This is a genomic window from Bartonella sp. AA83SXKL, from assembly GCF_042196965.1.
GTDB lineage: Bacteria > Pseudomonadota > Alphaproteobacteria > Rhizobiales > Rhizobiaceae > Bartonella.
On record NZ_JBHIRG010000040.1, the window covers coordinates 1 to 5,919 of the forward strand.

General features: G+C 37.5%; 9 protein-coding genes and 1 pseudogene. 7 read left to right on the top strand and 3 right to left on the bottom strand.

Translation table 11 applies throughout. From position 1 onward, the window contains the following. Window positions 1-63 precede the first annotated feature (63 nt). Genes ACFINO_RS08835 through ACFINO_RS08845 form a run of 3 tightly spaced genes read right to left on the bottom strand, consistent with a single transcriptional unit; the run spans window position 64 to window position 1,927 of the window. Complete coding sequence (locus ACFINO_RS08835) at window positions 64-822, bottom strand: hypothetical protein (RefSeq protein WP_375612681.1); 759 nt, start codon at window positions 820-822, stop codon at window positions 64-66. A gap of 12 nt (window positions 823-834) precedes the next feature. Then, entirely contained in the window at window positions 835-1,593 is a 759-nt protein-coding gene (locus tag ACFINO_RS08840; RefSeq protein ID WP_375655477.1) for a hypothetical protein, read from the bottom strand. Between the two features lie 10 nt (window positions 1,594-1,603). Beyond that, window positions 1,604-1,927: a hypothetical protein gene (locus ACFINO_RS08845; RefSeq protein ID WP_375621825.1), complete on the bottom strand. Its 324-nt coding sequence runs from the start codon at window positions 1,925-1,927 to the stop codon at window positions 1,604-1,606. Between the two features lie 113 nt (window positions 1,928-2,040). Between ACFINO_RS08845 and ACFINO_RS08850 the strand changes: the two genes are divergently transcribed. The 7 genes and pseudogenes from ACFINO_RS08850 to ACFINO_RS08880 form a co-directional block, all read left to right on the top strand. Next, window positions 2,041-2,367: a hypothetical protein gene (locus ACFINO_RS08850; protein WP_273721234.1), complete on the top strand. Its 327-nt coding sequence runs from the start codon at window positions 2,041-2,043 to the stop codon at window positions 2,365-2,367. Window positions 2,368-2,611: 244 nt separating this feature from the next. Next, entirely contained in the window at window positions 2,612-2,992 is a 381-nt protein-coding gene (locus tag ACFINO_RS08855) for a hypothetical protein (protein WP_375610977.1), read from the top strand. Window positions 2,993-3,105: 113 nt separating this feature from the next. Continuing rightward, on the top strand, window positions 3,106-3,798 hold the full coding sequence (locus ACFINO_RS08860) for a hypothetical protein (protein ID WP_375612650.1): 693 nt from the start codon (window positions 3,106-3,108) through the stop codon (window positions 3,796-3,798). 14 nt (window positions 3,799-3,812) lie between these two features. Then, entirely contained in the window at window positions 3,813-4,364 is a 552-nt protein-coding gene (locus ACFINO_RS08865) for a hypothetical protein (RefSeq protein ID WP_375655478.1), read from the top strand. Window positions 4,365-4,372: 8 nt separating this feature from the next. Further along, window positions 4,373-4,603 (top strand): annotated as a pseudogene (locus ACFINO_RS08870) (hypothetical protein); the annotation flags it as partial. A 92-nt stretch (window positions 4,604-4,695) separates the two neighbouring features. Continuing rightward, window positions 4,696-5,535, top strand: coding sequence for a phage recombination protein Bet (gene bet / locus ACFINO_RS08875; RefSeq protein ID WP_375655479.1), 840 nt, complete (start codon window positions 4,696-4,698; stop codon window positions 5,533-5,535). Window position 5,536: 1 nt separating this feature from the next. Further along, the coding region (locus ACFINO_RS08880) for a lambda exonuclease family protein (RefSeq protein ID WP_375655480.1) at window positions 5,537-5,919 on the top strand (383 nt) is incomplete at its 3' end.

The window sequence follows — 5,919 nt, forward strand, 5'->3', positions numbered from 1 at the left end:
CCACCCCGTTTTGGTACCTAGATCAAAACAAAGAATTGTATTATTCATCACGTTTATGAAGCTCTAAAGCCATATTCCGCACTCCCAATAATAACGGAGTCGCTCCCATATTCTACGGTGCCAAGGTAGAGATGCCATGTATTGTTGTGGTGTTAACATAGACAATTTATAAGTCGTATTGGAAATGTAATTAAAGTTTGGAACTAGGTGATCACCACGTAATCTGCCGCCACCAAAAACAGCCCCTAAACCACTAATCCAACAATTACCTTCGTGACTGAGGTTCTCTTCACTCTCTACCCAGCCACCTAAATCACCTTTCTTTACTTTGCCAAAGCTTCTCAATGCTCGTATTCGGTGTAACTTGAAAGGACCGAGATCAACTGTATCGTCTGTAAGTTCGTATTTCTTTTTACTACTATTAACTAAATCACAACCACTAATAAAACCTGTATCAATCCATGCATCACCACACACACGGGCATTTTCACAAATTATTGCTGTACCGTATACATGTGCATTACCAAAAACTTTAGCATCAAAATAAACAATGGCATTGCCATAAACATGAGCGTTATCATAAACGTTGGCATTACCAAAAACCTTGGCTCGACCGTAAACCCTAGCACTACCATAAACCTTTGCATCGTCCCCAACCCAACAGTCTCCCTCATGACTTAAATTGCTTTCATTTTCAATAAAGCCACCTAAGTCACCTGCGTACACATCTCTAAAATTTCTTAAAGCACGTATACGGTGAAGCGTAACTCCATTAACTTCGATTGTTTCATCAGTAGATTCATACTTCTTTTTAACTGTCATCTTATCCACTCCTCACTTACCCTTCTTCTTACTCTTCTTATTCTTATGAGGCGGCGCTTTTACTGCTTCATCACGCTGTTTAAGCTCTTGTGTTAGTCTTTGAATTTTCTCGTCACGTTCTTTAATCTCTTGCTTCAGTTGTTTAATTTCCTCGTCGTCGCGTTCTTCAATCTCTTGCTTCAATTCTTTAATTTCCTCGTCGCGTAATTGCACATCTGCTTTTAGTGTCCGTATCTTTTCACTTTTCCGTGTAAACTCTTCTCGATACGCATCTATACTTTGTTTTAGTTCTTCAGTCTTTTGTTTAAGTTCTTTAATTTCCTTGTCACGTGATTGAACATCTGCTTCGAGTGTCATTACAACTTCACTTACATTTCTGAACGCCTTTTCATGCTCTTCAGTCTTTTGTTTCAGTTGTTTAATTTCCTCGTCACGTTCTTCAATCTCTTGCTTCAGTTGTTTAATTTCCTTGTCACGTTCTTCAATCTCTTGCTTCAGTTGTTTAATTTCCTTGTCACGTTCTTCAATCTCTTGCTTCAGTTGTTTAATTTCCTTGTCACGTTCTTCAAGATCCGCATCACATTCATCAATTGTCTGCTTGCTTTCCTTTAAATACCTAAACTCATTCTCTTTCATTTTTTTCTTAATATCTTGAACCTGATCTTTAAGTGCTTTAACTTGGTTGCGATAATGCAATGCAATACGAAACATCACTCCGCTTAAGAGCAAAACTGAAACCACTGCTATCCATAAAATTTCATTCGAACTCATCTTTATCTCCTTAATGCTGTAAAGTTTCTCCGGTGTGATCAACACCGCAGCTCTTGCAAATTTTCGACATTGGGGGGTGTTGCTCTTGCATTAATCTCTGCAAGCGCTCGGGATAAAAAAAATCTTCTGGACGCAAATCTATCCCATGATCACGTGCATAGTTCAGAAGCATAATTTGATACTTAGCTGGTATAATTCCGCCTTTACCCTCTAGTTTTTTTAAAGGATAAGTCCATTTATAAACAGCAGACACATGGCATTGAGAAATCAATGACACACGTTTCGCACCGCCTAAATATTTTATAATCGTACCTGCTGAATTTTTGATATTCATTTTAATTTCTCTATTTATCAAACGGGCATTTATTCGATTATAGAAAAAATGTCAACATTTTTTCTAAAATAGAAATGTTGATATTTTTTAAAACAATAGGAATATTGATAAGTATGGATATTCAAAAAGAAATAAAAATTTGGGCAAATGAAAAACTTAAAACAATGGGTCATGGGTCCCGAACTGAATTAGCTAAACATATGGGACTTCATACATCTGTTGTATCTAAAATGCTTTCTGTCGATGATGATAAAGAAAGTAGAAGCATATCTGCTGATGAACTCGTTAGATTAACTTCATTTTTTAAAGCTCTCCCCCCTCATTTTATACCCGATAATTGTGATGATTATTTTTTAAAATTATATTCCTCGGCAAAGCCAGAGCATAGAAAAGCCGTCATTTCTTTTCTGCGATCTTTGCAAGAAGAAGATGGAAAATAACCACCCGTTTTTGCTCATTTGTTAATGACGAAAATATTTTTAGAGCTTTTTTAGACTGCTTCATACAGAATTTTCTCCACATTGAAATGAAAATTAAATTACTTTTTTGTGTAGACTATTTGTCTATTACTAAAAAAATTTTTTCTGTTTTAGAAAAATTATATTGACTTATTCTAAAATCGAAAATATGTTCACTCCATATCTTAGAAAATAACTTTTGCCAATAGGCAGTATGGAGGCATTTGTGAATAAACCAGTGTTTATAAATTCTGATGAAATTCTCTTAGTGATGTGCGAAAATGAAGAACAAAATCTCGCTAAATCTGGTCCTTTATTAGAAGAAAAGGACATTATCAATTTTATCGACCAAACCGATAATGCTGTCCAAATTTTGCGCGTAGAACCAACGACTAATCGTTGCGAAGATATCTCTGAAGATATTGCTGAGTTTTATCTCAAACTACGTGAACAAAAGTGTTTTGATGGCAAAATACCGCATGACTTTATTCTACACAGCACAGCATACGGTTTTTTTTTAGATGATATAAAACAGCGCGAATATGATGATGCAATGTATGGTTCTTACGAAAAACAACACCGTTTGCGTCCTTGTGATGTGCTTTAAAAGCTAAAGGCGTTTTTAAAAGACGCCTCCTTTTCAAAAAATTCACCACACAATGCAATGCCGTTCTTTTGCAAGAACGACAAAGGCAGAATCTAACTTAAAGGAGTAAAATCATGGAAAAGAAATATGAACTGACTGATGAAACAATCGAAGTTGGGGGCAAAACTCTCCACCGCATTCGTGCACTGAGAGACTTTGGAAGAGTCAAGAAAGGTGACGTTGGTGGTTTTATAGAGCATGAGGGTAATTTATCACATGATGGCAATTGCTGGGTTGGAGATAGTGCAAAGGTTTTTGGGAATGCCGAAGTCTATGCCAATGCACTAATCCAAGATTGTGCATTGGTTTATGATAACGCAACAATTTTCGATGATGCACAAATTTTGAGTGGTGCACACATTTTCAATCATGCAAAAGTTTACGGTAATGCCCGTGTTCACGTACTTGCAAAAATTTATGGGAACGCGAAAGTGTACGATAAAGCTTCTGTTTCTGGTAATGCACGAATATACCATGATGCAAAGATTGGCGGTAATGCAATAATTTCAAAGAACGCAGAAATTTTTGACGATGCTTGTGTTTTTGAATCCGCATTGATTGCAGATGATGCACGTGTTTTTGGAAAGGCTAAGGTTTATGGCAATGCCGCAATCCACCAAGGTGCACATGTTTCTGAAAAAGCTAAAATTGGCGGTCACGCAGAAATCTCTGGAAATGCCCGTGTGTTTGGTGGTGCACTAGTTTGCGAGAATGCCAAAGTAACCGGAAATACAAAAGTATCTGGAAATGACACTGTTTTAAGATAAGGGCGACTTAAAACATGGAAAAAAAATACGAACTTACTGATGAAACAATCGAAGTTGATGGCAAAATCCTTCACCGCATTCGTGCACTGAGAGATTTGGAGGACGTCAAGAAAGGTGATCTTGGCGGCTATATCGAGAAAGAAGACAACCTATCGCATCATGGTAATTGCTGGATTGGGGATTATGCAAAAGTCTATGGTTATGCCAAGGTTTTTGGTGATGCTAAGGTTTACGAAAATGCACAAGTTTACGGTTATGCACATGTTTACAACAATTCTCGTATTTATGGCAAAGCAGAAGTTTGCGATGAACCATGCATTTACGGTGATGCAGAAGTTTACGGTGATGCATATATTTGCGGTGAACCGCACGTTTTTGATAATGCAGAAGTTTATGGCAATGCACAAGTTTACGAAAAGGCATACATTTATGATAGGGCGCGTGTTTACGGCAATGCAGAAGTTTCCGGTGATGCGCATGTTTACGGTCATGCAAAAATTTACGGTGAAGCATGTGTATGTTGGGACGACTGGATTGATGGCGATAAAAGAATCTCAACTAGGTAACAAACCAGATGAAAAAATACGAACTTACTGATGAAACAATTCCGTTTGATGGAAGAACTCTTCACCGAATTAGAGCATTAAGAGACTTTGGATATGTCAAAAAAGGTGACCTAGGCGGTTTTATAGAAAATGAAAGCAATCTCTCTCATGATGGCAATTGCTGGGTTTCTGGTAACGCCAAAGTTTATGGAAAAGCTAAAGTTTGTGGTTTTGCCGAGATTTTTGGTAATACCGTAATAGCCATATAAGCCGTTTTTAACCACACAAACAACTTTTAAACACCAGCGTGATTCACGCCACACGTGAATTGCGCGCAATGTAGGAAATCAAGATGAAAAATTCTACTTTTTTAAACGAAATGGCAGAAAAATATGGATTTTCTGCTGAAGAATTTCGAACCACAATCATAAAAACTTGTATTGGAGATAAAAATGCTAATGTCATCACTGATGCAGAATTTGCCGTTTTTCTTTTTGTTGCCAATACTTATGGACTTAACCCTTTAACAAAAGAAATCTATGCTCTCCCTAAAAAAGGCGGCGGCATCATACCCGTTGTTTCTATCGACGGTTGGATAAAGATCATCAAATCAAATCCTGACTTTGATGGCATGACCTTTCAAGATCAACTCAATGAAGATGGGAATATCATTGCTATCAAATGTGCTATTCGTCTCAAAGGGATTAAAGACCCTATCGAAGTCACCGAATATCGCAAAGAATGCGAACAAGAAAAAAGTGAAGCATGGCAAAAATATCCAGCACGTATGTTGCGCCATAAAGCCACTATACAATGTGCTCGCTATGCTTTCGGGCTTTCCGGTATTTATGAAGAAGATGAAGCAAAACGTATCAATGAAACAAACCATAGCATTCCAAAACAATTGGTTTCTCAAGATATGCTTATAAAAATCGAAGAATTAATCGAACAAACAGAATCGGATAAAAATAAGCTTCTCTCTTATGCAAAAGTAGAAAAGCTAACAGATATGTCTTGTGAAACAGCAGACGACGTTTTGAAAATATTAGAAAGCAAGCCAAGAATTCAAAGAGAAAGCGCTCTACAATCTCTCCCACCACAAGAGAAAACATACGTTCCTATACAAGATGCCGAATATATTCACGTCCAAGATATAGAATATGTATCACAAGAACAAAGAACGGCGGTGTGATATGGAACAAAGAACAGCAGAATGGTTTCAAGCGCGCTTGGGTAAAGTCACCGCATCTAATGTTTACAACATTATCAGTAAGACAGCAAAAGGATTGCCTACGAGCAAATATGAAGACTACAAAATCAAACTCATAACGGAGCGCTTAACAGGCGAAACAAGCCCCTATTATGAAACTGAAGATATGAGATGGGGTATTGAACATGAAGAAGATGCCTTGAGAGAATATGGCTTCATTTATGATGCCGATATAACAAAGTGCGGCTTTATCCAACACCCCACAATAGAAACGGCGGGTGCTAGCCCCGATGGTCTCATTGGAGAAGACGGTTTAATCGAAGTCAAATGCCCGAGATCAGTAACACATATGCGCTTTTGTATAGG

Bases quoted from the DNA above. Each gene is read 5' to 3' on its own strand.
- ACFINO_RS08865 (WP_375655478.1), top strand. From the start codon at position 3,813: ATGGAAAAAAAATACGAACTTACTGATGAAACAATCGAAGTTGATGGC.
- ACFINO_RS08850 (WP_273721234.1), top strand. From the start codon at position 2,041: ATGGATATTCAAAAAGAAATAAAAATTTGGGCAAATGAAAAACTTAAA.
- ACFINO_RS08835 (WP_375612681.1), bottom strand. From the start codon at position 822: ATGACAGTTAAAAAGAAGTATGAATCTACTGATGAAACAATCGAAGTT.
- ACFINO_RS08860 (WP_375612650.1), top strand. From the start codon at position 3,106: ATGGAAAAGAAATATGAACTGACTGATGAAACAATCGAAGTTGGGGGC.
- bet (WP_375655479.1), top strand. From the start codon at position 4,696: ATGAAAAATTCTACTTTTTTAAACGAAATGGCAGAAAAATATGGATTT.
- ACFINO_RS08840 (WP_375655477.1), bottom strand. From the start codon at position 1,593: ATGAGTTCGAATGAAATTTTATGGATAGCAGTGGTTTCAGTTTTGCTC.
- ACFINO_RS08845 (WP_375621825.1), bottom strand. From the start codon at position 1,927: ATGAATATCAAAAATTCAGCAGGTACGATTATAAAATATTTAGGCGGT.